Source organism: Micromonospora xinjiangensis (assembly GCF_056150165.1).
Genome location: NZ_JAXCFO010000001.1, coordinates 151903 through 177030, shown reverse-complemented (window position 1 = coordinate 177030; position 25128 = coordinate 151903). Strand labels below are relative to the sequence as shown.

Genomic DNA, 25128 nt, shown 5'->3' with positions numbered 1-25128 from the left:
CCGATCTGGCGTACGTCGCCGTACGGCATCGCGCCGTCGCGGGTGTAGTTGTTGGAGAACAGCCACATGGTGCCGTCGGTCTTGATGCCGAGCAGGTCGCTGAAGCCGTCTCCGTTGGCATCCGCGTTGATCACGCGGTCGTAGTTGCCCCAGCCGCTGCCGATCTGGCGTACGTCCCCGTACGGCACTCCGCCGTCGCGGCCGAAGTTGTTGGAGAACAGCCACATCGTGCCGTCGGACTTGGTAGCCACCAGGTCGTGGAAGCCGTCACCGCTCACGTCCGCGATCCAGGGGTCCCGGACGGGCGTTTCGCCGCTGCCGATGACGTTCCGGTAGCGGAGTGCGATGTAGTTGCTTGCGGGATGGGAGTCGATGAGGCCGTCGGAACCGCCAGTGAGGGTCTCAGTTGCGATCTTCACCGGGGTCGACCCGAAGGCGTAGTACTCAAATGTGCCGGTCGACTGGTTGATCCAGCGCTTGAACAGGATGATGTGATCCGTGGGGGAGTTGAGCGCATCGCCGGGTTGAAGGTCGCTCTTGCTGATCTGAGTTGCAACCTGACCGATGGTGCCGGTCCACGGCGACGCTGACAAGTGCCAGGCCATGGAGACGAACCCCGAGCAGTCCGTGCGGTAAGGCTTGCCGTCCTGGTCGTCGTACTGGCCTCCCTGGTCGTAGACGAAGTTGTAGCGATTGTCATACCAGTACTGGGCGCGGCTGAGAATCTCATCCCGGCTGATCTGGCCGCCTACGCTCGATGCGGCGTGTGCTGCTTGCGGGGCACTCGTCACCGCGGTGCCGACGCCCGCGGTGAGGCCGAGGCCGGCGGCAAGGGTGACGCCGAGAGCCAGGGTGGAAATTCGTCGAAGCAACATCGTTTACATGCCTTTCAAGGCCGGTGATCGTTATCGGCACGTGCTGGGCCGGCCGCTGATGTCCGTAGACGGCGGCTGGTTTCAATAGACTGCGGCGGATCCGAGTCAGTCCAGTCGTAGATGTTGAATGGCTAGATGATTCGCCACAGGCGTAGCAGTGGCGTGCTGGTGATTGTCATGTCGACGATGCGGCGCAAGATTGCGCTCGCCTCGAGAGGATCATCGATGTCAATGAAGGCCAGAATGTCGGCGCCGTGGGGGCCGGCGCGCACGCGGATGTGCTCCACCCCGTTTCCTGGCCCGCTCCGGGCATAAATAAGGTTTCGCAGTTCTGACGGGTCAATGGGGGGCGCGGGGCCGAGCGGCGCGATCCGGATGTGGGCCACCACCAACGCGCTCACGTCCCCGGCTGCACGCGGATTGGAATGCCCCAGCCGAACCCCTCGGCCACGGCGGAGGTCGCTGAAGGGCTCGCCGCGGGGCCGCCCCAGCCGAAGCCTTCGGCCAGCACCGTCAACATCTCCGGCCGGAATGCCAGTGCGACGGCGACGGCGAGCACGAGGGAGGCGACGACGGCTGCGCGCCGTTTGATACCAGTAGATGCCCACATTTCGATTAGATCCCCCAGGAGTGGTCGCTATTTCGGTGGTCTGGTTTGCTCGGCTTTGCGGCGCTTCTTGCTGAGCTGAATTGAGCATCGCGGGCTCGGTGGAAGTTGTCACCAGGTCTGCGCTGGCGTGAGCCCGCCCGGCGGGATCACGCCAGCACGATGAGGGACCACGCAGTGGATCAAGGCACGGCAGAATGCTCGTCGTCGGTGTTATTCGGGGAGGAACGATGTTCGACCTGCTGGGGCTGTCGGCGCAGCATGAGATGGTCTATCGGGCGATGCTGCAACGCCCCGACCTGAATGTTGCCGGCCTGGCGGAGTGTCTGGCTGTCTCACCTGACCAGGTGCGCGAAGCGCTGGATGTGTTGGCCGATCTCGCTCTGATCCGGCTGGATTCCCCTGGCGGCCACGCCCACGTGGTGCGCCCCCAAGCGGGCCTGATGGCGCTTCTGGCCAAGGTGGAGGCAGAGGTCGCCGTCCGGCAACGGCAGGTGGAGGCCACCCGGGCTGCCATCGCCGCCATCGCCACCGTGCACGACGATCACCATCAGGCAGGGGAAGGTCGGATTCTCGAGGGGATCGACGCCGTACGGGAGCGCTTGGCCGAGCTCGCTCACACGGCCCGGACCGAATGCCTGTCCTTTACCACCGGGCGCGGGCAGAGCCCGGACACGATAGAGGCCGAGGGGCCGCTCAACCAGCTTGCTCTGCAGCGGGGTGTCCTCATCCGGAACGTCTATCAGGACAGCTTCCGCAACGACCCGGCCACCCTCGCGCACGCCCGCTGGATGGCGAACCTGGGTGCCCAGTCGCGTACCACGCCCACCCTGCCAATGCGCATGGTCCTCGTGGATCGCGAAACGGCGCTTGTGCCCATCGATCCGGACAACTCACGGCAAGGGGCGTTGGAGCTGCGCAGGCCCGGTGTCATCGCCGGACTCGTCGCGCTGTTCGAGCAGATCTGGCGCATCGCGACACCCTTCGGTGAGCAGACGGTGCCCGACGAGCAGGGTCTGACTCCCCAGGAGCGCGAACTGCTACGACTACTCGCGGCCGGTCACACCGACGAATCGGCGGCCCGCAAGCTCGCGATCTCACTGCGGAGCGTCCAGCGCCTGATGACATCCCTCACCGAGCGGCTGGGCGCGGCGAGCCGATTCCAAGCCGGCGTCCATGCCAGTCAACGAGGCTGGCTCTGAGCAGCCCGCTTCCAGCGCGCGGACTTCAGGTTCCATCGGCGGGTGGTCGACTTTCGCTCCCGGTCCATGTGGCGCATCAAGGGGCCCTGTTCACCGTCGCGGTGGCGCTCCAGCTGCCAATCCGTCCAGACCCGCCCGACGAACGGTCAACGCGCCACCTGTCACATTCGTTCCACAGACGCGACGTTCGAGCGCGGCCAACTCGTCGAGCGACCCCGACGCATTGGGATGTGATCAGTCATCCGCCTGACGCGCCGATCGTCGGGCCACCGATGAGTCCGACCGGCGCGCCGAGTCAGTAACGGCACAAGGAGGCTACCGGGAAGGACAGTCCAATGACCGAGCTGAACGCGGAACGTGCCCGGAGTGCGATCGTCGAACACACCCGACGGCTGGCGGAGTCGGCCGCCGTGGCCGGACCTGAGGCCGCCGTGCCGACAACCCCGGGGTGGACCGTCGCCGATCTGGTGGAGCACGTGGGCCAGACCCAGAACTGGGTCGCGGAGATCATTGAGCGCCGGGTCGTCGACCCCGCGCAGCTGCCCACGGAGATGGCCGTCCTTCCCACCGATCCTCGCGAGTGGGGGGCGTGGCTGTCGGAGTCCGCGCGGCGGGTCGCGCGCGCGTGCTCCGATGACGCGCTCGACGCGCCGGTGTTCAACGCCGCGGGGGACCAGCGGTCCGGGACGCGGTTCTGGCTGTCCAGCGTTCTCAACGAGACGGTCGTCCACGGCTTCGACGCAGCCAACGCGGCGGACCGGCCGGTCGGCATCGACGCCGATGTCGCGGCCGCGCTCATCAGCAACCATTTCGCGATGCTCACCTCCCCCACGTGGGAGATGCGGCGGTCCGGGTCCGCCCACGCCATCCGCGGCACCGGGCAGACCCTGCTGTGGCGGGCCACCGACATCGTGCGCGACGCGGGAGCGTGGTTCGTCGAGCGGCGGCCTGACGGGGCGACGTGGCGGCCCGGAGTTCAGCAGGCCGACGTGACGGTGACCGGGCCGGCGCAGTCGCTGTTGTTGGCCTTGACCCGACGACTGCTTCTCACCGACGGCGACGCCACCGACATCCGCATCGACGGGGACAGCGATCTCGCCCGGCACTGGCTCGACAACACGGCCCACGTCAGCGACTGACCGGCACCCACGCGCCCACCGCCACCGTGCAAGTTTGTGGAGGTCGACGGTGAAGTAGATCGCCATGAGCGGGTTGACGAACAGGTCCCCGCCGCCGGTGCGCCGGGTGAACCTGACGTCTCCGAACGCGCCGCTGCTGGTGGCGGCGGCGATCTGTCCCTGGACGATGCTCGGCCGCTCCGGCGTGGCGGCTCGGGCGTCGGCGACGGCATCGCGGTAGCGGACAGCCTCTCGGCTGGAACCGGGGATGGAGAGGGCGCCGAGGTAGCCGCCGTCGCGGTCGAGCGCGGCGAGGTTCTCCAGCACCTGGACGTGGTTGACTCCGTCGTAGGCGTCGATGCCGGAACCGAGAGCGGTCACGAGCTTGATCGGGACGTCAAGCGCGGGGTGGCCGGCGCCGGTCGAGCCCCACGAGGCCATGGCCGCCTCCACCGACTGGACCGACCCGCGGTGACCGGACTTCCCGGTGTCAGTCGCTCCAGTCCAACTGGTGCTCGGGCACACCCATCGTCCTGCCGAACTCGACCGCCTCGGCTCGCCCCGCCTCGTCGCCCCGGCGGTAGCGGAAGACCCGGCCCGCGAAGACCACGACGCGGTCCGGCCCGACGGTGAAGTCCGCGTACCAGCCGCCGGGCGCCAGTGACTCGGCGAGCGCCCGCCCGAGCTCGTCGGCCGCGTCGTCGGCCGCCTCGAAGTGGAGGAAGGTCCAGATGTCCGGCTGCGCTGCCGACCCGGAGGCGGACACGTCCTGCCGGGTGACGCGGGTGATCCGCCATCCGGCGACCCGGAGGTCGGCGTCCGGGCGCAGGCTCTCCGCCAACAACGTCCCTCGAATCATGAGGCGAGGGTGCCAGCCACCTACGACGACCTCAGGGAGCAGATGTCGCCCGAGCGCGACAAGCGGGCCGCTGCCCGGCACGGTTCGGTGCCTAGTGGTCGCCGAGAGCAGAGCGGGCCGCACAAGCAAAAAGGCAAGGAGATTTCTCCCTGCCACTTTCACCATATATCGCACCGGGGGGCTTGCCGCAAGGCCCGGGTCGTGGCGCAGAATCGTCCGGCCGCAGCCACCACCTGCCCAAACGGGCCCCGCCGAGCGTCGCGGTCGCTCGCGGCGGAGGTGTCGGTGTGCGCGCCGCCCGACCGGGCGGAACGGCCGCCTACTCGTGAGGGGGGAAGGCAACCAGAGGCGCGGCCGTGCCCCGTCAGAGGTTCGACAGAGTGAGAGGCCCGTGCGGTGCGACCGAGCACGGCTGTCTCGGAGGTTCGCAGTGATCGAGCAGTATGTGTGGGATCTTCAAGAGGTTGACGCGACGCAGGTCGCGGTGGTCGGCGGCAAGGGTGCGCACCTGGGCGAGCTGTCGCGCGTCGACGGCGTACGGGTGCCGGCCGGGTTCTGCGTGACGACCGACGCCTTCCGGCGGATCATGGCGGAGGTGCCGTCGATCGACGATCGGCTCGGTGAGCTGTCGCGCCTGAGCGCGGACGACCGGGAGGCGATCGGCACGCTCAGCGCGGAGGTCCGCCGGGCCGTCGAGGGGGTCGCCGTCCCCGACGACGTCGCGGCGGCGGTCACCCGCGCGCTCGCGCGGTTCGGCGAGCACGCCGCGTACGCCGTGCGGTCCAGCGCGACGGCGGAGGACCTGCCGTCGGCGTCCTTCGCCGGCCAGCAGGACACCTACCTGAACGTCGTGGGGGCGGAGGCGATCCTCCGGCACGTCAGCCGGTGCTGGGCGTCGCTGTTCACCGAGCGGGCGGTGACCTACCGCCTGCGGAACGGCTTCGACCACCGGAAGGTCCACATGGCCGTGGTCGTGCAGCGGATGGTCGTCCCGGCCGCGGCCGGCATCCTGTTCACGGCCGACCCTGTGACCGGCAACCGGAAGGTCGCGACGGTGGACGCCAGCTTCGGACTCGGCGAGGCACTGGTCTCCGGCCTGGTGAACCCGGACGTCTTCCGGGTGCGCGACGGCGAGGTCGTCGACAGGGCGGTGGCCGCCAAACAGCGCGCCGTCCACGCCCTGCCGGCCGGCGGCACGCAGGAGGTGGCGGTCGAGGCGCAGCGGCAGGAGCAGCCGGCGCTGACGGACGCGCAGGTGGTGCGGCTCGTGCGGCTCGGCCGGCGGATCGAGGCGCACTTCGGCCGCCCGCAGGACATCGAGTGGTGCCTGGTCGACGACGATTTCCAGATCGTGCAGAGCCGGCCGATCACCACGCTCTTCCCCGTCCCCGTCCCCGCCGCCGACGGCGAGAACCACGTCTACCTCTCCGTCGGCCACCAGCAGATGATGACCGACCCCATGAAGCCCCTGGGCATCTCCGTGTGGCAGCTGACCGCCATGGCGCCGATGCACGAGGCCGGCGGGCGGCTCTTCGTCGACGCGACCCGGCAGCTGGCCACGCCGGCCGGCCGCGCCGGCCTGCTGGAGATGGCGGGGAGGTCCGACCCGCTGATGAGGGACGCGCTGGAGACCGTCCTCGACCGCGGTTTCGTCCCGGCGCTCCCGGACGGCGGTCCCGGCGGGCCGCCGGTCGGCGGCGGGTCCGCCCCGATCGACACCGATCCGGCCATCGTGGCCGAGCTGGTCGAGCGCAGCGAGGCGTCCCTCGCCGCCCTCCGGCGCGACATCCGGGCGAAGACCGGCCCGGCGTTGTTCGACTTCCTGCTGGCGGCCTTCCAGGAGCACAAGCGGGTCCTCAGTGATCCGCTGAGCATCCAGGCGATCATGGCGGGGATGGAGGCCACCTGGTGGCTCAACGACCGGCTGGGGGAGTGGCTGGGCGAGAAGAACACGGCCGACACGCTCACGCTGTCCGCCCCGGGCAACGTCACGTCGGAGATGGGGCTCGCGCTGCTCGACGTCGCGGACGTGATCCGCCCCCACCCGGAGGTGGTGGCCTTCCTGCAGGGCGTCGAGGACGACGGCTTCCTGGACGAGCTGCCGAAGCTGCCGGGAGGGGCCGAGGCGCGCGACGCCATCGAGGCGTACCTCGACCGGTACGGCATGCGCTGCGTCGGCGAGATCGACATCACGCGGCCACGGTGGCGCGAACGCCCCAGCACGCTCGTGCCGGTGATCCTCGACAACGTCAGGAACTTCGAGCCGGGCGCCGCCGGGCGACGCTTCGAACAGGGGGAGCGGGAGGCGCGGAGGAAGGCCCAGGAGGTGCTCGAACGGCTGCGGGCACTGCCGGACGGCGAGCGGAAGGCCGACGAGACCAGGCGGATGATCGACCGGGTCCGGACCTTCATCGGCTACCGGGAGTACCCGAAGTACGGCATCGTCAGCCGCTACTTCGTCTACAAGCAGGCCCTGCTCGACGAGGCCGAGCGCCTCGTGCGCGCGGGCGTGCTCGCGGAGCGGGAGGACATCTTCTACCTCACGTTCCAGGAACTGCACGACGTCGTCCGCACCAATCGGGCGGACGCCCGGCTCATCCGGCAGCGCAAGGACGACTTCCGGTCCTACCAGGCGCTCACCCCGCCCCGGGTGCTCACCTCCGACGGCGAGGCCCTCACCGGCGCGTACCGGCGGGACGACGTGCCGGCCGGCGCCCTCATCGGCCTGCCGGTCTCCACCGGCACCGTCGAGGGGCGGGCCCGCGTCGTGCTCGACCTGACCGACGCCGACCTGGAGGCGGGCGACATCCTGGTCACGACCTACACGGACCCCAGCTGGTCGCCCCTGTTCGTCGGGATCGCGGGCCTGGTGACCGAGGTGGGTGGCCTGATGACCCACGGGGCGGTGATCGCCCGGGAGTACGGCCTGCCGGCCGTCGTGGGCGTGCAGCAGGCCACCCGGCTGATCCGGGACGGGCAGCGGATCCGCGTGCACGGCACCGACGGGTACGTCGAGATCCTCCCCTGACGGTCACCCGTGACCACTGCCGCCCCCGCGCGTGTCGCGGGCCAACCGGCGGCCGTCGTGCGGGGCTCCGCGCGGCGGCCGCCGCTGACCCGCCTCACCGGCCCTGGAGGTGGCCGCGCAGGAAGGCGAGGATCTCGCGGCGGGCGGGGCGGGCGGCCGGTACCAGGCCGGGGGTGCTGAGGAAGGTGTGGGTGGCCTTCGGATAGCAGGTCAGGCGGGCGTCGGTGCCGTCCTGGCGGAGCCGTTCGACGTACCGCTGTCCGTGGTCGGCCAGGGGGTCCAGCGCGGCGGTGACGACCAGGGCCGGCGGCAGGCCGGCCAGGTTCTCCACCTTGACGGGGGAGACGCGGCGCGGGTCGAGGGTCGGCGGCACACTCAGCGCGCGGCTGGCGCGCAGGCGGGACAGGGAGAGGGTGGGATTGTCGGCGTTCTCGGTGACCGACGGGTAGTCGGTCATGCTCTCCGTCCAGTCCGTGCTGGGGTAGTTGAGGACCTGGGCGCGTAGCGGCGGGCCGTCCTCGCGGGCGCGCACCGCGAGGAGCGCGGCGATCATGCCGCCGACGCTCTCGCCCATGACCGCCACCGCCGCGGGGTCGATGCCCCACTCGTCGTGGTCGCGGACGAGCCGTACGAGGGAGTCGTAGCCGTCCTCGATCGGGTGGGGCAGCGGGTGTCGCGGCGCGAGGCGGTACTCCACCGAGACGACCACCGCCGGGCAACGCGCCGCGAGGTGGCTGTTGAGCCAGTCGTTCTGCGCGGCGGTGCCGGCGATGAAGCCTCCACCGTGGAACGAGACGATGAGCGGCAGCCGCCGCGCGGCGTTCTTCGGGCGGTGCACCCGCAGCCGCAGGCGACGGCCGGGAAGCTCGACCGTGGCCTCACTGATCCGGGCGTCTCGGTCCGGCAGTCCGGTGACGAGGCGTGCGGCGGGCGACGACGCCGCGCGGTTGGCCTTCTCGCGGGCCGCGACCACCTCGTCGTCGGTCATCGCCTCCCAGTCCCGGGCGTCCCTGAGCAGACGTGTGCCCAGCGGGGCCCTGCCTCTCATGTCGTCCCTGCCCGGGGCGCGTGCGCTGCCATCGACTGCCTCCTACCGTCCGTGACGCGGCTCAGGGCCAGCGGTGATGACCGTCAGCATCGCCGGCCGGTCGGCGAGTGTCTTGGAGAAATGTTCCGCCCTGCCGGTCAGCGGCGACAGCGTCGGCCGGGCTCACCGCCCGAGGGCCGGCTCCCGCGTGGGCCATGCGACGTCGTCGACCGCGAGCCACGGCGCGACCGCCACGGCCGTCGGTGTCATCCCCGCGAAGGCCATGACGTCCCGGCAGAGGTGGGACTGGTCGGTGAAGCCACTCTCCGCCGCCACGAGCGCGACGCTGTGCCCCGCGGCGAGGCGGTGCACCACGCGGTCGAACCGGACCAGCATCGCGGCGCGCTTCGGCGTGAGACCGATCTGGGACCTGAACCGGGACCACAGCCGCTTACGGCTCCATCCCACCTCGGCGGCGAGCCGTTCGACCCGGATGCGCCCCTGGCTGGCGACGATCCGCGCCCAACTGAAGGCGACCTCCGGATCGACGGCCCGGCCCGCCTCACACCGCCGTGCGAGCGCAGCCTCCATGATCGCGAACCGGTCGTGCCACGATGTCACGGCGCGCAACCGCTCCTCGGCCCGCCCGGCGTCGCGGCCCCAGAGATCCTCCAGGGTGACCACGCCGGCGCCCAGCTCGGCCGAGGCGCCCAGCACCGCGTGCGCGACCACCGGCGAGAGCCGCACCTGGAGGAGGTCGGCGTCGCCTCCGCGTCCTCGCACGCTGCCGGGAGTCAGGCCGACGACGACACTGCCCCGCCTCCGCGCACCGCCGGCGTCGGCCACCAGCAGCGCGTCACCGAGGTCGATGAAGACCGTGAGCGCCGGGTACGGGATCATCTGGAGCGCGATCGGGCCCTCCGCCCGACCGCGGAACCCGGCCATGCTGATCCCCGCCGCGCGGCCCGGCCGGGCGGGGACCGCGATGTCCACCACGGCCCCAGCGACACGAACCCGCCCGTCAGGTCGCACACCGTGATGGTACGAGCCTTCCGCAGCGGCACAGCGGACGATCTCCGCAAGGGCGAGGCGCAGTGCTGAACTGGTCCATCCGGGCCCTTCGCGCCCGCCCGCACGGGTAGTGACGCTCACGGGGAGGGACGTCGGCGCACAGGATGCCGGCGGGTCGACCGGGCGCGCCGATGAGTTTGCACCGCGGAAGGAGTCAACACGTCATGACCAACACGCACACCCTGGAGACCCCCGACGCCGACATCGTCTACGACGTGCGCGGCCCCCTACCCACCGCCGACGGGCGCCCACCGCTGTTCATGATCGGCCAGCCGATGGACGCCGGCGGGTTCGCGGCGTTGGCTGCCCACTTTCCCGACCGGACGGTGGTCACCTATGACCCGCGCGGCCTCGGCCGCAGCCGTCGCAGGGACGGCCGGACCGACCACACCCCCACCGTCCAGGCCGGTGACGTGCACGCCGTCATCGAGGCGCTGGGTGCCGGTCCGGTCGACATGTTCGCCAGCAGCGGCGGCGCGGTGACGGCGTTGGCGCTGGTGGCGGCGTACCCGCGGGACGTGCGCACCCTGGTGGCCCACGAGCCGCCGCTCATCCCGGTGCTCCCCGATGCCGAGGCCGCCGAGCGCGCCCGGGCCGGCGTCCGCGACGCGTACGAGGCGAAGGGCTGGGGTGCCGGCATGGCCGCCTTCATCGGCATGACGTCGTGGCGCGGTGAGTTCACCGACGACTACTTCGCCCGGCCCGCACCGGATCCGGCGCAGTTCGGGATGCCGGGCGAGGACGACGGCTCCCGTGACGACCCGCTGCTCTCGGAGCGGTCCTGGGCGGTCAGCAGCTACCGTCCCGACCCGGGCGCGCTGGCCGCGGCGCCGACCCGCGTCGTGATCGCCGTGGGGGAGGAGTCCTCGGAGATCTTCACCGGACGCACCTCGGTGGCCACCGCCGAGCTGCTCGGCGGGCGGCCGACCGTCTTCCCCAGCCACCACGGCGGCTTCCTCGGTGCCGACTCCGGATATCCGGGCCAGCCGGAGGCCTTCGCGCGCAGGCTGCGCGAGGTCCTCGACGGCGACGACTGACCCGGGGGGAAGCCCACGGAGCAGGGGGCGGGTGCCGGCGGCCGGTGCCCGCCCTCGCCGCGCTCGCCCTGCTCTCCGTGCTGCTGGCCGTGCTGATCGGCTACGAGCGGGGGCCGGCCGGCGCGGGGTCGGCCTGAGCTGGTGGCGAGTTGATATGCAAGCCGTCACTTGCATATAGTGGTCGGTGTGGGTGACCTCTACCAGGCACTGGCCGACCCGACGCGTCGGCTGATCCTCGACGAGCTGACCGAGCGCGACGGTCAGACCCTGTTCGAGATCTGTGGCCGGCTGGCCACCCGGCACGAGGTCAGATCCTCGCGCCAGGCGATCTCCCAGCATCTCGACGTCCTGGAGGCGGCCGGCCTGATCGTCACGCGCCGGCAGGGTCGCTACAAGTTCCACCACATCGACACCAGACCCCTGCGGTCGATCGCCGAGCGATGGCTCGGATCCGAACCCGGACAGGAGAAGACATGAGGATCAACCTGACCAGCGTCTACGTCGACGATCAGGAGAAGGCGCTGCGCTTCTACACCGAGGTGCTGGGCTTCGTGAAGAAGGTCGACGTGCCGGTGGGTGAGCACCGCTGGTTGACCGTGGTCTCGCCCGAGGCGCCGGACGGGACCGAACTGCTGCTGGAGCCCGACGCGCACCCGGCCGCCAAGGTGTTCAAGGAGGCCCTCGTCGACGACGGCATCCCCCTCACCCAGTTCGCCGTGGACGACATCGCCGCCGAGTACGAGCGGCTGACCACGCTCGGTGTGCTGTTCACGCAGGAGCCCGCCGACATGGTCACGGTGCACACGGCCGTCTTCGACGACACCTGCGGCAACCTGATCCAAATCGTGCAGCACAAGTAGGGATCGACCCGTGTTCCACGCACGGTGACGGACGGCCGCCGGTGTGCCGGTCCGGGCGTACGAGCGGCCCCCGCCGCACCGCCCGATCCCGGGCCGGCCTCGACGATTGAGATGTGGAAAAGGAACCATGACCTTCAGTGAGAACGTTCGCTCGGCCTTCCGGCGCGGCGAGACGGACGCCGTGGTGCGGATGAGCGAGGCCGAGATCGAGCGGGCCCGGGCGGCCGGTGACCCGGCGGGCGAGGTGGAGGCCCGGTACAGCCTGGCCCGGGTCGCCATCCGCGGCGGTGACCTCGCGGAGGGCGAGGCCCGGGCCCGGGCGGCTCTCGCGGTCGCGGTGCGCTCCGGCGACCGTGGCCTCGAGGAGCGGCCGCGGCACGTGCTGGCCGCCGTGGCGCGGATGTCCGGCGACCTGCTCCGCGCCCGGGACCTGTACCGGGAGAGCATCGCCCTCAACGAGGCGCTCGGCCAACCGCAGACGGTGAACTCGGAGACGCACAACCTCGCGTTCTGCGAGCTGGGCCTCGGCAATCTCGACGCGGCGAGGCGTCTGTTCGCCGAGAGCCGCGAGCGGGTGTTCGGCAACGGCTGGGACGACTTCGTGCCGTACGTCTGCGTGGCCGGCGCCGCGGTGGCCTCCGCCGAGGGGGATCACGTGCGGGCGGCGCGGATGATCGGCGTCGCGGACGCCGCGTTCGGGTCGCTCGGCCAGGTGCCGGATCCGGACGACGCCGCCGACCTCGCCAGGGCGCGCGTCGCCGCGATCGAGGCGATCGGCCCGGCGGCCTTCGACCGGGAGTACGCGACCGGCCGCCTCCTCGACCCGCGGGCGGCCTTCGCCGACGAGGAACGCTGACACTCGGGGGAGGGCCGGCGGCCACCCGGCCCAGCTCGGTGACAGGCGGGCTTCCCGAGGTCGGGCGTCCTCGGGTTGACGCAGATCACCCGGCCCGCCGACGGACCGTCGATAAGATCAACAGATGGAGCCGCTCGACACACTGCTCGCCGCGCACCGCGCGTACCTCCTCGGCTGGAGCGACGGCCAGGCCGCCTCCCCCGACCTGGTGACGTACCGCAGCGGAGTGCCGCACCCGCCGCTCAACGGCGTGCTCCGCCTGGTCGGGCGCGATCCGGCGGACGCCCTCGCCGAGGCGCGCCGGCGACTCGACGGTGTGCCCCGGGTCTGGTGGGTCGGACCGGACAGCGACCCCGGCGCGGGGGAGGCCCTGGCGTCCCTCGGCGCGGTGCCGGTCCTCACCCTGCCGATCATGGCGGTGCCGATCGACCGGGCCACCGGCGCGCCGCCGCCGGCCGGGCTGCGCATCGCCGAGGCCACCGACGTGGCCGAGTTCGTCACCGCGTACGCCCGGGTGTCCGGCATCCCCGCGGAGGGTGTGCCGACGGCGATCGACCGGGAGCGGGCCTTCGCCGGTGACGGCACGGTGGTCCGGCTGGCCGGACGCCTCGGCGACGGCCGCATCGTCGGGACCGCGGTCGTCTGGCTGAGCCACGGCCTGGTCACCCTCTACTACGTGGGCACCCACCCCGAGCACCGGCGGCAGGGCATCGGGGCCGCGATGACGCGGGCCGCGCTGGACCTGGCCCGCGAGCGGGGAGTCCGCACCGCGGCGCTCACCTCCACCTCGGCCGGCGAGACGGTCTACCGGCGGCTGGGCTTCCAACCGGTCGGGCGGTTCCAGCTCCTGGCGTTCTGACCCGGGCGTCGAAGCGGCATCGGGCGCCGAGGCCGCATCGCCGGGTCGAACGTCACCCGACGACGACGCCCCGCCGGAGTACGCACGACGCCGCGGGTAGCGTGCCTGTCATGAGTGAGGACACCTTCCGGTCGGTGGAGATCGAGCGCACCAGCGTGGGGCGGTACGTCGTGCGCAACGTCCGCGGCGGGTCGTTGTCGGTGGGCACGGGCGAGGACGGCAGCTTCACGCCGGTGGAGCTGCTCCTGGCGGCCATCGGCGGCTGCACGGCGGTGGACGTCGACCACATCACGAGCCGCCGCGCCGAGCCGACCCGGTTCTCCGTGGCGGTCACCGGCGACAAGATCCGCGACGAGGCCGGCGGCAACCGGATGGAGAACCTCACGGTCACCTTCACCGTGGCGTTCCCCGAGGGCGCCGACGGCGACCGGGCGCGCGAGGCGCTGCCCCGGTCGCTCCAGCAGTCGCACGACCGGCTCTGCACGGTCTCCCGTACCGTCGAGCTCGGCACGCCGGTCTCGATCGTCCAGGCCGACGGCGCCACGGCCGACTGAGGCCGCCGGGTGGGCCGGCCCCCGCGGGCCGTCCGTGCCGACCCGCACGGCTCACGAGTACATCAGGTGCAGCGTCATCCCGGCGTCGGCGTGCGGCAGGTTGTGGCAGTGGTTGGCCCACGCGCCCGGGTTGTCGGCCCGGAACGCCACCTCCCAGACGTCCCCGGGGCGTACGTCGAAGGAGTCCCACCACAGCGGGCTTCCGGTCGCCGGTCTCCCGTTGCGGGAGAGCACCAGCACGTGATGGCCGTGCAGGTGCCACGGGTGCACCACCAGTGACCGGTTCACGATGGTGAACCGCACGACGTCGCCGAGGCGGACGACCTGCGGCGGGATGTCCGGGTCAGCCGCGCCGTTGACGGTGTGGGCGTACCGGGGGAGCAGCCCGCGCAGGTCGAGGCCCCGGTCGAGCACGAGGGTGAACGTCCGGTCGAACCGGGACCACGGCACCGGCGCGTGGTCGCCGTAGGTGAGCGGGTCCAGCACCGGCCACCCGTCGGTGGCCGTCGACACCGGCCCGGTGGACCAGACCGCCCGTCCGTCGACGAACAGCGCCACCGGTGCGGCGGGCGCCGAAAACACCAGGTCGTAGCGGCCACCGGCCGGGATCAGCACGGCGGTGTCCGTGAGCGGCGTCGGGCCCCGCACGTCGGACCCGTCGATCGCGGCCACCCGGAACGGCGTCCCGGCCAGGGCGTACCGGTGGGTGGTGTCGTCGGTGTTGAGCAGCCGCAGCCGTACGGGCACGCCGGCCCCGACCGGCTCCACCCGGGGTGTGGGCAGCGGAAGACCCGCGAGCGTGTGCACCGGGACCGTCACGTCCACGCCGGTCACCGGCGCCGGGCGCACCACCAGGACGCCGTAGAGCCCCATCCGCACGCCCACGTCGGACGCGGAGTGCGTGTGGTACCAGTACGTCCCGGCCTGGTCGGCGCGGAACCGGTAGACGAACTCCTCGCCGGGCGGCACCGCCGCCTGGGTCACGCCGGGCACCCCGTCCTGGCCGTTCGGCACGTCGTATCCGTGCCAGTGCAGCGTGACGCCGCGCGCGATGTCCCGGTTGCGCAGGGTCACCTCCAGCACGTCGCCGACGGTGGCGGTCAGCTCCGGCCCGGGGACCTGCCCGTCGAACGCCCACGCCGCGACGTCCCGGCCGCTCACGCGCACCGTGGTGGTGCCGGCCGTCAGGGTGAACCGCCGGGTCGGTTCGCCCACCGTCCGGGCGTCCCGGTAGTCGTGGTCGTGGGGCACGGCGGGAGCGGCGGCCGGTGCGACGACCAGGCCGGTCCCCGACACGAGTGCCGCGACCGCCACCGCGAGAGCCGTCCGGGACACCGCCCGGGACGGGTGCGCGCCGAGGACGCCCCAGGAGACGGCGGTCGCCGCGACGGCACCGGCGACCGCGAGCAGCGCCACGCCAGCCGACACCGGGTAGCCGTGCAGGACCGTCACGAGCAGGGCGCTGCTCGCGGCGTACCCGGCGAAGAGCAGCGGGACCGCGGCGGAGCGGATGTCGCCCCCCGCGCGCAGCAGGCGCGGCCCGGCGACGGCCACCCCCGCGAGCGAGAGGGGAGCGGCGACGAGAACCTTCTCGGCCGCGAACCACCAGCCGGCCCGGGCGAGCGCGGCGACGGCGACCGCGCGGGCGACCGTGGCGAGCAGTGCGACGGCGGCCAGCCCCAGCGCGAGTGGACGGCGCCGGGCGGCCGCCGCGGCGCCGCCGCCCAGCCACGCGGCGGCCACCAGGACCGCGATCACGAGGTCGGCCGCGAGCAGCGCGCCGGTGCTCATGCCGGCTCCGCTTCCCGCAGCGCCGCCCGCGGGGCGTCGTCGGCCGGTGCCGGCAGCCCCAGCTTCCGCGCCCCCCGCAGGACGGCGACCACCACGTGCACCGCGACGATGCCGTTGACCGCGTGCAGCCCGGCGACGGTCAGGCCGACCGGGGTGCTGCTGCCCGTGGCGTCGGCGGACGCGTTCGCGAGCATGGCGAGCAGCGCCTGCACGACGACCAGGCCGAGGGGCAGGACCGCCAGCCCGACGAGCCGGCCCGGCGCCTTCGCGAGCGCGGCGAACAGGACGGTGAGCAGCGTGAGCACGGGGATGACCGCCATTCCCGTGACGCTGTGCAGGACGTACGCGCCGTCGCCCGCGGGCTTCGTGAACGCGCCCACGGCGGCGAAGACGAACTGGAGCGCGAACGCGACGAGCAGCAGCGCGCTGACGACGACGAAGGCCTTGCGCATGGTGGTCTCCTAGGGACGAGCCGGGATCAGGGCCCGGGCGACGTGGTCGGTGGCCGCGATCGCGCCGTACGCGACCAGGCGCACGAGGTCGGCGTCGGCCGGATGGGACAGTCGCCAGAGGGCGACGTCCCCCTCGCGGATCGCGTGCGGCGCGAACGCCGCCAGCAGGGCGATCCGCGTACCGACGCGGTCCGTGCCGGGGACGTCGCGGACCAGTTCGACGGCCCACTCCGCGGGCCGGGCCGGGTGCCGCCCGTCCTCCCAGCGCACGGTCGCCGCGACGGTCTCCCGCGCCACGTCGCCCAGCAGCTCGCCGCCCCGGGAGGCCGCGTCCCGCAGCGCCGCGTACGCCACGCCGACCGGGCTCTCCCCGGCCCAGGCCGGTGCCGCCGCCGGGCCGGCGTCGAGCAGCGGGAGGCTGCGACCCGGCTCCTTCGGCTCGCGGGCCGTCCTGGCGTAGAGGCGGCCGCCGACCGACCGCACCACGGGGGCGCGTTGCAGCCCGCCCGGCAGCAGATCCGGGTCGAGCAGCGCCGAGACGATCCGGTTGACGAAGTGGAAGGCGAGCAGCGTGCCGGTCAGCTCCGCGGAGTGGGGGCTCGTCCAGCCGGTGCCCCCGGGGCTGCGGCTCGCCTCGGCCCAGCCGACCAACGCGGCGTGCCTCGGCGCCGGCGGCGTTCCGCCCTGGGCGACGACCTCGGCCAGCGCGTGCTCGCCCAGCGCGTGCAGCAGCATCACGTGGGCGTCCACACAGAAGCGGCAGCGGTTGGCGCGGGACACCGCCGACGCGACCAGTTCCCGCTCGACCCGGGACGCCTCCCCGGCGAGCAGGGCCTCGCGCATCAGCGCCCAGGTGGCGGCCAGCACCTCCGGCACGGCCGAGAGCACGCGGAAGGTCGGCACCGGCCCCAGGAACTCGTCCCGCGACTGCCGGAAGACCTCGGCGGTGAGCCCGGTCGCGGCCCTCGGCGGGGCGGGGGTGAAGAAGCGGTACGTCATGGGACCGATGCTCGCCAAGGCGGGCCGGGAAAGCGTCGTGCCGCCGCAGGCACTTGCCCCGGCGCGGATACCGCGTCCGCGGTACGCCGCACGTACCGCGGCCGCGGGATGCTCGCTGGGTGACCGCCGTTCTACAGTGCGGACATGCGCCGCGACCTGCCGTACGCCCTCGGCGGCCTCGCCCTCGCCGCCCTCCTGCTCACCAACGCCGCGCTCGCGCCGGACGCCGAGGCGGTGGGGGCGCTCGACGTCGCCCTCGTCCTCGCCACGGCCGCGGCCCTGGCGGTGTGCCGGCGGTATCCGGTGGTGGCGTTGGGCGTGGTCACCGCCGCCATGCTGGCCCTCCACATCCGGGTGCACGCCGGGGTGTCCGCCGCGTTCGCCGTCCTCGGCACCGTCTACGTCGCCGCCTGGCGGGGGCACCGGGCGGCCGCCGCGCTCGCCAGCGTGGTCTTCCTCGGCGGCTTCCTGGCCCGCGACGTCTCGGTCGCGCCCGCCGACCGGCCCGCCCAGCTGATCACCGAGCGGACCGCGCTGCTGCTGGGCTGGTTCGTCGCGGCCAACGTCGCGGGGCTCGTGGCGCGGCAGCGCCGGGCCTACCTGGAACAGGTCGAGCAGCGGGCCGTCGAGGCCGAGCGCACCCGCGAGGAGATGGCGTTGCGCCGCGCGGGGGAGGAGCGCCTGCGCATCGCCCGGGACCTGCACGACTCCCTGACCCACAGCATCTCCGTGATCAAGGTGCAGGCCGGGATCGCCGTGCACCTGGCCCGCAAGCACGGCGAGGAGCCGTCCGCCGCGCTGCTGGCGATCCAGGAGGCCAGCGGTGCCGCGATGCGGGAGCTGCGCTCCACGCTCGCCGTGCTGCGGTCACCGGCCGACGGGGACGGCGTCGGGCTGGCCCGGGTCGACGAACTCGCGGAACGGACCCGGGCGGCCGGCGTGCCGGTGCGGCTGAGCGTCACCGGCCAGCCCCGGGACCTGCCCGCCGAGGTGGACCAGGCCGGGTATCGCGTCGTCCAGGAGGCGCTGACCAATGTGGCCCGTCACGCCGGCCCCGCCACCGCAGAGATCCACGTCGAGTACGCCCCGGCGCAGCTGACCGTGTCGGTGACCGACGACGGCGCCGCGTCGTCGGTCCGGCCGGTGACACCCGGTGTCGGCCTGCGCGGCATGCGGGAACGGGTCACCGGGCTGGGCGGCACGCTGCACGCCGACGCCCGCGACGGCGGCGGCTTCGCGGTACGCGCCACGTTCCCGCTGGGCGGCGCGGCGTGAGCGAGCCCCCGCGGGACGTCGCGCCGGGCCGGAGCGGCGTGATCCGGGTCCTGCTCGTCGACGACCAGGCGCTGATGCGGGCCGGGTTCCGGGCCCTGCTCGACGCCGAGGACGACCTGGAGGTGGTCGGTGAGGCCGCCGACGGCGCCTCGGCCGTCGAGCTGTCGCGGCGGCTGCGGCCGGACGTCGTGCTGATGGACGTGCAGATGCCGGGACTCGACGGCATCGAGGCCACCGGGCGTATCGCCCGCGATCCCCACCTCGCCACCGTCCGCGTCCTCATCCTCACCAACTACGGGCTGGACTCGTACGTCTTCGCCGCACTCCGCGCGGGCGCCAGCGGGTTCCTCCTCAAGGACGCCGACCCCGCCGACCTGTTGCAGGCCGTCGCCGTCGTGGCCCGCGGCGACGCGCTGCTCGCCCCGGCGGTCACCCGCACGCTCATCAGCGAGTTCGTGGCCACCGCGCCACCGGCCGATCCGGCGGCCGGCCGGGACGTGCTGACCGCCCGCGAGCAGGAGATCGTCGAACTGGTGGCCCGGGGGCTGAGCAACGACGAGATCGCCGAACGCATGGTGATCAGCCCGTTGACCGCCAAGACGCACGTCAACCGGGCCATGACGAAGCTGCACTGCCGCGACCGCGCCCAACTGGTGGTGTGGGCGTACGAGTCGGGGCTGGTCATGCCGCGTCGCCGGTGACCGCCGCCGTCGGCGATCTCTTCCGGCCGGCCCAGCCGTTCGACGTCGTTGGGCACCATCTCGTCCGCGGCGTCCTGTTCGATCTGCTCCCAGGTCTCGCCCCAGCCGCGAGCGGGGGCGATCTCGGTCAGCAGGTCCTTCACGGCGTCGACGAGGATCGCACCGGGCGCGACTCGAGGAGGGGCGGCGGCCCGACGACGCGTCGCCGGTCCGGGACGAGTGCGTCGTCACATCCGCCGAAAACGACTGGCGGGCGGAGTGCCCGGGCGGGCAGGCTTGCCGCCCGTGAGGCTGCACGCGGACGAGATCGTGGCGGACGAGGCGGTCGTCCGGTCGTTGCTGGACGACCAGCGCCCGGAGTGGGCGTCCCTTCCGCTGTCACTCGCCGGCGCGGGCACCGACAACACGATGTACCGGCTCGGCGACGACCTGCTGGTGCGGCTGCCGCGTACGCCCGACAACGCGGCCACCCTGCGCAAGGAACAGGCGTGGCTGCCCCGGCTGGCGCCCGCGCTGCCGTGTCGCGTCCCGGAGCCCGTCCACGCCGGTGCTCCCACCGACTCCTTCCCGCTCGTCTGGTCCGTGTACCGCTGGATCGACGGCGTGGAGCCCGGCCCCGGCACGGTCAGCGACTGGTCCGCCCTGGGCAGGGACCTGGCGGAGGCGGTGCGCGGCCTGCACTCCGCCGACCTCATGGGGGCCGCCCGGGAGGGCGCTCTGAGCGGCTACCGGGGCGGTCCGCTCGCCCCCTGCGACGGGTGGATCAGCAGAAGCTTCGACAGCTGTCTCGGGCTCGCCGGTCTCGACCTCGACGTCGCGTTCCTGCGGGAGCTGTGGCGGGCGGCGCTCACGCTGCCCGAGTCCCGTGGCGCGCACGTCTGGCTCCACGCGGACCTCAAGCCGACGAACCTGCTGGTCAGGGACGGCCGGCTGCACGCGATCATCGACTTCGGTGGCCTCCAGGTCGGCGCCCCGGACGCCGAACACGCGCCGGTGTGGGATCTCCCGCCCGAGGCCCGCCGCGCGTACTGGGACGCCCTGAGCATCGACGAGGTGACCTGGCTGCGGGCGCGGGCCTGGGCGGTGGCCGTCGGGATCAGCGGGGTCGCCTACTACTGGCACACGTACCCGTCGTTCGTGAGCGAGTGCCTGGCGCGCCTGCGCGCGATCCTGGCCGACGCCGGTGCGCGGTGAACCGGCCGGGCGTCGCAGCGCCGGTGTCGGCCAGACGGCGTTCACATCGAGAACGGAAGGAGCCCGGGTGCTGACCGAGCACTGGCCCCTGCTCGGCCTGCGCCTGCGGACCGACCGCCTGGAGCTGCGCCTCCCGACCGACGACGAACTCGCCGACCTCGCCGACCTGGCGGTGCGCGGCGTCCACCGGCCCGACGAGCGGCCCTTCCTGACCCCGTGGACGGACCTGCCGCCGCGCGAGCTGGCACGGCGGGTGGTGCAGTGGCAGTGGCAGACCCGCGGACAGTGGACGCCGCAGGCGTGGACCCTGCAACTGGCGGTCTTCGCGGACGACCGGCCCGTGGGCGTGCAGCAGATGGCCGGCCGTGACTTCGCCGTGCTCCGCGAGGTGAAGACCGCGTCCTGGCTCGGCCTGGAACACCAGGGCCGGGGCATCGGGCGGGAGATGCGGGCGGCCGTGCTGCACCTGGCCTTCGCGGGGCTCGACGCCGCGTACGCCGTCACCGAGTCCTTCGCCGACAACCCCGCCCCACTCGCGATCTCCGAGCGGCTGGGCTACCGGCCGGACGGGATCAGCCGGGACGTCCTGCACGGCGAGGTGCGGATCTCGCAGCGGCTACGGCTGAGCCGGCCGGACTGGGCGGCGGCCGACCGACCCACCGTCACCATCGAGGGTCTGGACCCCTGCCGGGAGCTGTTCGGGCTGCCCGCGGCTGCCTGACGCGGCGTGGGGTGCGGCTGCGCACCGCGCCGTTGATCCGCGTCCGCCGGGCGAAAGATCAGGCGGTTGACGTCCCGACCGTACGTGTCGCGCCCGCGCTGTCGACAGGTTGCCCGCCTCGCGCGCGGTAGGTCCCGTGTTCCACCGGGTACGCCGCGGGGTGGGCATCCGGCCGTGCGTGGCCGGAGTCGTCACGACGAAAGGAAGAACCTGATGCGCGGTGCCGTTCTGCACGCTCCCGGTGACGTCCGGGTCGAGGAGCGCGACGAGCCCCGGATCCTGCTCCCGACCGACGCGGTCATCCGGGTCTCCGCGGCCTGCGTCTGCGGCTCGGACCTGTGGCCCTATCGGGGCGCCGAACCGATCAAGGGGCCTTCCCCGATGGGCCACGAGTACGTCGGGATCGTCGAGGAGGTCGGCAGCGAGGTCCGGAACATCCGACCCGGCCAGTTCGTCGTCGGCTCCTTCTTCGCCTCCGACAACACCTGCCCCATCTGCCGCGCCGGCTACCAGAGCTCCTGCATCCACCGGGAGCCCATCGGCGGGCTCGGCGCCCAGGCCGAGTACCTCCGCGTCCCCCTGGCCGACGGAACGCTGGTCGCCACCCCGGACATCCCCCCGGACGACCTGATCCCCGACCTGCTGACCGCCTCCGACGTGCTCGGCACCGGCTGGTTCGGCGCCGTGGCCGCCGAGGTCGGCCCCGGCAAGACCGTCGCCGTCGTCGGCGACGGCGCGGTCGGCCTGCACGCCGTGCTCGCGGCCCGGCACCTCGGGGCCGAGCGCGTCATCGCGGTGAGCCGGCACGAGCCGCGCCAGAAGCTCGCGGCCCACTACGGGGCGACCCACATCGTCACCGAACGCGGCGACGAGGGCGTGGCCCGGATCAAGGACCTCACGGACGGGCTCGGCGCGCACTCGGTCATCGAGGCGGTCGGCACGCAGGAGTCGATGATGCAGGCCATCCGCTCCACCCGCGCCGGCGGTCACGTCGGCTACGTCGGCGTCGCGCACGGCGTCCAGGTGCCCGGTGACGAGCTGTTCTTCTCCCACGTGCACCTGCACGGCGGCCCCGCTCCGGTGCGGCGCTTCCTACCCGAGCTGATCGACCTGATCTGGCACCGGCGGATCGACCCGGGCAGGGTGTTCGACCTCACCCTCCCGCTCGACCAGGCCGCCGACGGCTACCGGGCGATGGACGAGCGGCGCGCCATCAAGGTCCTTCTCCAGCCCTGAGGCACGCCGGTCCTCGACGGCGCCCGTGGGCGTCACCGGCCCGGTGACCGGTGACACCGACCGCCCGGGCGTCAGCCGGAGCGGCGATCGCGTCCCTCGGCGTCCGCGGCGATGAGGTCGTCGCGGGCGCGGGCGACCCGGGACCGCACGGTGTCGACGGGGCAGCGGAGGACCTGCGCGGCCTCGGCGTAGGAGAGGCCGAGCACCTGGGTGACCACGAACGCCTCCCGCCGCTCGGGTGAGAGGTGGTCCCGCAGCCGCCGCAGGACGACGTCGTCCTCCGTGGGGAGGTCACGGGCGGTGTGGGCGCCCGCGACGTCCGCTCCACGGCGGGGGCGGGGTGCGGCGGCGCGGTGGCGGTCGGCGACCACCCGGCGGGCGACCCCCAGCAGCCAGGTGCGGACGGTGGAGCCGGCGGCGAACGGGGGCACGTCGCGCAGCGCGCGCAGGTAGGTCTCGCGGGTGAGGTCGTCGGCGTCGTCCGGCCCGGCGAGGTGGGCGACGAACCGCCAGACATCCTGCTGGGAGAGGCGGATCAGCGCGGCGGCCGCGGCGCGGTCACCCTGGCCGGCGGCGACGGCCAGCCGGGTCGCCCACGCCCTGTCGTCCACGTGCGGCTCCTCCCTCCTGCTCGTGGCTCGCGGCCGGCGCCGCCACTTCGCAGCGGTGGGCTGGTGGGTCGGCGCCGAGGAAAGTTTCGTATCGATCGTCGGCACATTGATCAGGATGACGGCAGAACTTTTGCTATCTGTAAGAAAAGTTCGGGAACCCTTGATTGAAGCTCGCCGATCGTGAACATGTGCTGATGCGTCGTCTCCCTCCGGTCCTCGAGCGGGTGGTCACCGGCCTGCTCGCGTTCGTCCTCGCGTCGGCAACGGCCGTCCTCGCGTCCGCACCACCCGCCGCGGCCCACGGCACCCTGGCGACGACCAGTCCCGCGGAGGGCGCGACGGTGGGCGAGCCGCTGGCCGCCGTACGGCTCTACTTCACCGAGAAGGTCGCCGCCAACGCGTACTTCACGATCACCGCGCCCGGTGGTGGCCGGGTCGACAACGGCTGGTCGTACGGGGAGCCGAAGCCGCTGGACAAGCCGGTACGCGAGTACTTCCTGGTCGACGGAAAGTTCGAGCCGCGCGACTACACGACGGGCTTCCCGGCGGTGGTGAGCCTGGCCCACCTGCCGGCGGCCGGCCAGTACTCCGTGAGCTACCTCTCCGTCGCCTCGGACGGCGACACCGTGCGCGGCACCATGACCTTCCGCTACACGGGGCGCGCCACGGCGGCCCCGCAGGGCTGGAGGCCACCCACCAACCAGCCCGACCCGGCGCTGCTGGCCGCCGCCGAACAGACCACCGGACGCGGCTCCGGCACCGAGTCGGCCGCGCCGCCCTCGGTGACCGGACCGGCCGCGGCCGGTTCCGCGCCGGAGGACGGAGGCGGACGGGGCTGGGCGGCCTGGGCCGGCGGGGCGCTGCTCGCCGTCGCGGCGCTCGCCGGTCTCCTGGCCTGGCGTCGACGCCGCGCCGTGCCCGGCAGGGGCTCCCGTGGCCCCCGCCCGTCGGGCCCGGCCCGGCGCGGCGGCGGCTCCCGCTCCGGCCCCGGCCGGGGCGCCGCCGGCCGTACCGGCGCCGGCCGGAAGGCCCCCGACTCCGGAGGCAAGCGACGCGCCTCGCCCGTCCCCGCGGCGCGCGACGGTGGCGCGGTGGTCACCGCCGCCACGGCGGCCGCGCCCGGGAAACCGGTGCACGGTCGCGGGGTGGTGCCGGCGATCAGCGTCGCCGCGGCGGACGGCGACCCGGTGGCCCCGGACCGTTCGGCGGCCACCGCGGTCGACGGGCCGGCTGCGGCGGACGAGGCCCGCCTGACCAACACCCGTCTCGCGCTGGTGGTCGGCGGGCTGGTGGTGACCCTGCTGGCCGGCTTCGGGCTGGGACGCCTCGGCACGGGCGGCGGGACCACCGACGCCGGTGGACCGACCGCTCCCGCCGGGGGAGCGCCCGTCGCGGGCCGGGCGGTGTCGGCGGCGGACGGGCATCAACACCCCGCCGGTACCGGCCCGCACACGCACCCGGGCGACACGGGTGCGTCGTCGGCGACCGGGACGGCCGTCAGCTCCGGCGGGTACACCCTCCAACCGCTGGAGCGGTCGCAGCCCGCGAACGTGCGCGTGGACTACCGGTTCCGCATCGTCGGCACCGACCGGCGGGCGGTGACCCGGTTCGCGGTCGTGCACGACAAGCCGCTGCACCTGATCGTGGTAGGCCGCGACCTCGGCGGCTACCAGCATCTGCACCCCACGATGGCGTCCGACGGCACGTGGAGCGTCCCGTTGACGCTGGCCCGGGCCGGCGGCTACCGCGTCTACGCCGACTTCTCGGTCACCGGCGCCGGAGACACCCCACAGCCGCTGGTGCTGGGCGTCGACCACGTCGTGCCGGGGGCGCACACCCCCGTCCCGCTGCCGCCCGCGCAACCGCTGGCGACGGCGGGGCCCTTCACGGTGTCGATGGAGGGGACGGCCACGGTCGGGGTGACGACGCCCCTCGTCTTCCGGGTCGCTCGCGCCGGCACCGCGGCCCGCCTGGAGCGCTACCTGGGGGCGTACGGGCACCTCGTCGTCGTCCGCGAGGGCGACCTCGGCTACGTGCACGTCCACCCGGAGCCGGAGCTGGTCGACGGTGCGGTCAAGTTCTGGTTGACCGCACCGAGCCCCGGCCGGTACCGGGCCTTCCTCGACTTCCAGGCCGACGGGGCGGTGCACACCGCGGCGTACACGCTCGCCGTGGCCTGAACGAAGCCGCGTTAC

General features: G+C 73.3%; 25 protein-coding genes. 16 read left to right on the top strand and 9 right to left on the bottom strand.

The features are described from left to right. Positions 1-875, bottom strand: an 875-nt coding sequence (locus SM573_RS00825) for an NlpC/P60 family protein (protein WP_474615190.1), incomplete at its 3' end; no start/stop codon positions are given. 131 nt (positions 876-1006) lie between these two features. Then, positions 1007-1276 (bottom strand): hypothetical protein, encoded by a 270-nt coding sequence (locus tag SM573_RS00820; RefSeq protein ID WP_474612215.1) that lies wholly within the window; start codon positions 1274-1276, stop codon positions 1007-1009. A gap of 436 nt (positions 1277-1712) precedes the next feature. Here SM573_RS00820 and SM573_RS00815 point away from each other — a divergent pair, with 436 nt between their 5' ends. The 3 genes from SM573_RS00815 (at position 1713) to SM573_RS00805 (ending at position 4043) form a co-directional block, all read left to right on the top strand. Continuing rightward, the gene (locus SM573_RS00815; protein WP_474612214.1) at positions 1713-2684 is read left to right on the top strand and encodes a LuxR C-terminal-related transcriptional regulator; all 972 of its coding nucleotides are present in this window, start codon (positions 1713-1715) and stop codon (positions 2682-2684) included. Between the two features lie 335 nt (positions 2685-3019). After that, on the top strand, positions 3020-3823 hold the full coding sequence (locus SM573_RS00810; protein WP_474615189.1) for a maleylpyruvate isomerase family mycothiol-dependent enzyme: 804 nt from the start codon (positions 3020-3022) through the stop codon (positions 3821-3823). Between the two features lie 64 nt (positions 3824-3887). Beyond that, on the top strand, positions 3888-4043 hold the full coding sequence (locus SM573_RS00805) for a hypothetical protein (RefSeq protein WP_474615188.1): 156 nt from the start codon (positions 3888-3890) through the stop codon (positions 4041-4043). Positions 4044-4292: 249 nt separating this feature from the next. Here SM573_RS00805 and SM573_RS00800 read toward each other — a convergent pair whose 3' ends face one another. Beyond that, on the bottom strand, positions 4293-4661 hold the full coding sequence (locus SM573_RS00800; RefSeq protein WP_474615187.1) for a hypothetical protein: 369 nt from the start codon (positions 4659-4661) through the stop codon (positions 4293-4295). Positions 4662-5091: 430 nt separating this feature from the next. Between SM573_RS00800 and rph the strand changes: the two genes are divergently transcribed. After that, positions 5092-7689, top strand: coding sequence for a rifamycin-inactivating phosphotransferase (gene rph / locus SM573_RS00795; RefSeq protein WP_474615186.1), 2598 nt, complete (start codon positions 5092-5094; stop codon positions 7687-7689). 94 nt (positions 7690-7783) lie between these two features. On the opposite strand, the gene SM573_RS00790 is transcribed toward rph, so the two are convergent. Together SM573_RS00790 and SM573_RS00785 are read right to left on the bottom strand one after the other, a co-directional pair. Next, positions 7784-8677, bottom strand: coding sequence for an alpha/beta hydrolase (locus tag SM573_RS00790; protein WP_474615710.1), 894 nt, complete (start codon positions 8675-8677; stop codon positions 7784-7786). Between the two features lie 222 nt (positions 8678-8899). Continuing rightward, complete coding sequence (locus tag SM573_RS00785) at positions 8900-9661, bottom strand: helix-turn-helix domain-containing protein (protein WP_474615185.1); 762 nt, start codon at positions 9659-9661, stop codon at positions 8900-8902. 290 nt (positions 9662-9951) lie between these two features. Between SM573_RS00785 and SM573_RS00780 the strand changes: the two genes are divergently transcribed. The 6 genes from SM573_RS00780 (at position 9952) to SM573_RS00755 (ending at position 13953) form a co-directional block, all read left to right on the top strand. After that, positions 9952-10824: an alpha/beta fold hydrolase gene (locus SM573_RS00780; RefSeq protein WP_474615184.1), complete on the top strand. Its 873-nt coding sequence runs from the start codon at positions 9952-9954 to the stop codon at positions 10822-10824. Positions 10825-10998: 174 nt separating this feature from the next. Further along, positions 10999-11301: an ArsR/SmtB family transcription factor gene (locus SM573_RS00775; protein ID WP_474612470.1), complete on the top strand. Its 303-nt coding sequence runs from the start codon at positions 10999-11001 to the stop codon at positions 11299-11301. Further along, on the top strand, positions 11298-11684 hold the full coding sequence (locus SM573_RS00770; protein WP_474612208.1) for a VOC family protein: 387 nt from the start codon (positions 11298-11300) through the stop codon (positions 11682-11684). The genes SM573_RS00775 and SM573_RS00770 overlap by 4 nt, the downstream gene beginning before the upstream one ends. Positions 11685-11811: 127 nt before the next feature. Further along, positions 11812-12540: a tetratricopeptide repeat protein gene (locus SM573_RS00765; RefSeq protein ID WP_474612207.1), complete on the top strand. Its 729-nt coding sequence runs from the start codon at positions 11812-11814 to the stop codon at positions 12538-12540. Positions 12541-12664: 124 nt separating this feature from the next. Continuing rightward, positions 12665-13399, top strand: a complete 735-nt coding sequence (locus SM573_RS00760) for a GNAT family N-acetyltransferase (RefSeq protein WP_474615183.1) — start codon at positions 12665-12667, stop codon at positions 13397-13399. Positions 13400-13509: 110 nt separating this feature from the next. Further along, the gene (locus SM573_RS00755; RefSeq protein ID WP_474612205.1) at positions 13510-13953 is read left to right on the top strand and encodes an OsmC family protein; all 444 of its coding nucleotides are present in this window, start codon (positions 13510-13512) and stop codon (positions 13951-13953) included. Positions 13954-14004: 51 nt separating this feature from the next. On the opposite strand, the gene SM573_RS00750 is transcribed toward SM573_RS00755, so the two are convergent. Genes SM573_RS00750 through SM573_RS00740 form a run of 3 tightly spaced genes read right to left on the bottom strand, consistent with a single transcriptional unit; the run spans position 14005 to position 17195 of the window. After that, positions 14005-15744, bottom strand: coding sequence for a multicopper oxidase family protein (locus tag SM573_RS00750; protein ID WP_474615182.1), 1740 nt, complete (start codon positions 15742-15744; stop codon positions 14005-14007). Then, the gene (locus SM573_RS00745) at positions 15741-16196 is read right to left on the bottom strand and encodes a DUF6220 domain-containing protein (protein WP_474612203.1); all 456 of its coding nucleotides are present in this window, start codon (positions 16194-16196) and stop codon (positions 15741-15743) included. Before SM573_RS00745 ends, SM573_RS00750 begins: the two co-directional genes overlap by 4 nt. A gap of 9 nt (positions 16197-16205) precedes the next feature. After that, positions 16206-17195, bottom strand: a complete 990-nt coding sequence (locus SM573_RS00740; protein ID WP_474615181.1) for a carboxymuconolactone decarboxylase family protein — start codon at positions 17193-17195, stop codon at positions 16206-16208. A 144-nt stretch (positions 17196-17339) separates the two neighbouring features. On the opposite strand from SM573_RS00740, the gene SM573_RS00735 reads away from it, so the two are divergent. The 5 genes from SM573_RS00735 to SM573_RS00715 all read left to right on the top strand — a co-directional run bounded on the left by SM573_RS00735 (position 17340) and on the right by SM573_RS00715 (position 22322). Continuing rightward, entirely contained in the window at positions 17340-18470 is a 1131-nt protein-coding gene (locus SM573_RS00735) for a sensor histidine kinase (RefSeq protein ID WP_474612201.1), read from the top strand. Between the two features lie 38 nt (positions 18471-18508). Further along, entirely contained in the window at positions 18509-19171 is a 663-nt protein-coding gene (locus tag SM573_RS00730) for a response regulator (protein WP_474612469.1), read from the top strand. A gap of 285 nt (positions 19172-19456) precedes the next feature. Beyond that, on the top strand, positions 19457-20365 hold the full coding sequence (locus tag SM573_RS00725; RefSeq protein ID WP_474615180.1) for an aminoglycoside phosphotransferase family protein: 909 nt from the start codon (positions 19457-19459) through the stop codon (positions 20363-20365). A gap of 67 nt (positions 20366-20432) precedes the next feature. Then, positions 20433-21086, top strand: a complete 654-nt coding sequence (locus SM573_RS00720; RefSeq protein ID WP_474612199.1) for a GNAT family N-acetyltransferase — start codon at positions 20433-20435, stop codon at positions 21084-21086. Positions 21087-21299: 213 nt separating this feature from the next. Then, complete coding sequence (locus tag SM573_RS00715; RefSeq protein ID WP_474615179.1) at positions 21300-22322, top strand: zinc-dependent alcohol dehydrogenase family protein; 1023 nt, start codon at positions 21300-21302, stop codon at positions 22320-22322. A 71-nt stretch (positions 22323-22393) separates the two neighbouring features. Here SM573_RS00715 and SM573_RS00710 read toward each other — a convergent pair whose 3' ends face one another. Continuing rightward, positions 22394-22933, bottom strand: coding sequence for a sigma-70 family RNA polymerase sigma factor (locus SM573_RS00710; RefSeq protein WP_474615178.1), 540 nt, complete (start codon positions 22931-22933; stop codon positions 22394-22396). A gap of 194 nt (positions 22934-23127) precedes the next feature. Between SM573_RS00710 and SM573_RS00705 the strand changes: the two genes are divergently transcribed. Beyond that, positions 23128-25113, top strand: a complete 1986-nt coding sequence (locus SM573_RS00705; RefSeq protein ID WP_474615177.1) for a copper resistance CopC family protein — start codon at positions 23128-23130, stop codon at positions 25111-25113. Positions 25114-25128 lie beyond the last annotated feature (15 nt).

Bases quoted from the DNA above. Each gene is read 5' to 3' on its own strand.
- SM573_RS00800 (WP_474615187.1), bottom strand. From the start codon at position 4,661: ATGATTCGAGGGACGTTGTTGGCGGAGAGCCTGCGCCCGGACGCCGAC.
- SM573_RS00770 (WP_474612208.1), top strand. From the start codon at position 11,298: ATGAGGATCAACCTGACCAGCGTCTACGTCGACGATCAGGAGAAGGCG.
- SM573_RS00780 (WP_474615184.1), top strand. From the start codon at position 9,952: ATGACCAACACGCACACCCTGGAGACCCCCGACGCCGACATCGTCTAC.
- SM573_RS00765 (WP_474612207.1), top strand. From the start codon at position 11,812: ATGACCTTCAGTGAGAACGTTCGCTCGGCCTTCCGGCGCGGCGAGACG.
- SM573_RS00755 (WP_474612205.1), top strand. From the start codon at position 13,510: ATGAGTGAGGACACCTTCCGGTCGGTGGAGATCGAGCGCACCAGCGTG.
- SM573_RS00815 (WP_474612214.1), top strand. From the start codon at position 1,713: ATGTTCGACCTGCTGGGGCTGTCGGCGCAGCATGAGATGGTCTATCGG.
- SM573_RS00740 (WP_474615181.1), bottom strand. From the start codon at position 17,195: ATGACGTACCGCTTCTTCACCCCCGCCCCGCCGAGGGCCGCGACCGGG.
- SM573_RS00785 (WP_474615185.1), bottom strand. From the start codon at position 9,661: ATGGCCGGGTTCCGCGGTCGGGCGGAGGGCCCGATCGCGCTCCAGATG.
- SM573_RS00790 (WP_474615710.1), bottom strand. From the start codon at position 8,677: ATGACCGACGACGAGGTGGTCGCGGCCCGCGAGAAGGCCAACCGCGCG.
- SM573_RS00810 (WP_474615189.1), top strand. From the start codon at position 3,020: ATGACCGAGCTGAACGCGGAACGTGCCCGGAGTGCGATCGTCGAACAC.
- SM573_RS00750 (WP_474615182.1), bottom strand. From the start codon at position 15,744: ATGAGCACCGGCGCGCTGCTCGCGGCCGACCTCGTGATCGCGGTCCTG.
- SM573_RS00715 (WP_474615179.1), top strand. From the start codon at position 21,300: ATGCGCGGTGCCGTTCTGCACGCTCCCGGTGACGTCCGGGTCGAGGAG.
- SM573_RS00805 (WP_474615188.1), top strand. From the start codon at position 3,888: ATGAGCGGGTTGACGAACAGGTCCCCGCCGCCGGTGCGCCGGGTGAAC.
- SM573_RS00735 (WP_474612201.1), top strand. From the start codon at position 17,340: ATGCGCCGCGACCTGCCGTACGCCCTCGGCGGCCTCGCCCTCGCCGCC.
- SM573_RS00745 (WP_474612203.1), bottom strand. From the start codon at position 16,196: ATGCGCAAGGCCTTCGTCGTCGTCAGCGCGCTGCTGCTCGTCGCGTTC.
- SM573_RS00705 (WP_474615177.1), top strand. From the start codon at position 23,128: ATGCGTCGTCTCCCTCCGGTCCTCGAGCGGGTGGTCACCGGCCTGCTC.
- SM573_RS00760 (WP_474615183.1), top strand. From the start codon at position 12,665: ATGGAGCCGCTCGACACACTGCTCGCCGCGCACCGCGCGTACCTCCTC.